Raw genomic sequence first — 338 nt, forward strand, 5'->3', positions numbered from 1 at the left:
CCTCTGAATGATGTCTCAGCAACAGCATTCGGCGCCGAACTGATCAATGCGCTGCCAGAACTGAGTCCAGCGCCCGGCGGTCTGCGTGAGGGCCCGTAAGCTGAGGACGATCTTGGCGCCGGTGTTCTTCCAACGCATGCCCGAGGCGCACAGGCGCTGTTTGACGAGGGTCTTACAAGCGGCTTCGGTGACACCCGAGCCGATCGGCAAGCCTTCAGCGACATAGCGAGCGTAGTCCATCTGGTGGTGATGGTTGGCGAAGTAGGTCTGGGCGCTGTCGAGGTCTTCGCGGACCTGCTGAGAGAGGTTGCGGCGCTCGGCGAGTTGGGCCGCCTCCT

1 pseudogene is annotated in these 338 nt (G+C 62.7%); it reads right to left on the minus strand.

The features are described 5' to 3' along the window. Positions 1-15: 15 nt before the first annotated feature. A pseudogene (locus tag G3480_RS27525) lies at positions 16-338 on the minus strand (hypothetical protein); the annotation flags it as partial.

It is taken from the genome of Thiorhodococcus mannitoliphagus (genome assembly GCF_010915725.1).
In the GTDB taxonomy this organism is placed as follows: Bacteria; Pseudomonadota; Gammaproteobacteria; order Chromatiales; family Chromatiaceae; genus Thiorhodococcus; species Thiorhodococcus mannitoliphagus.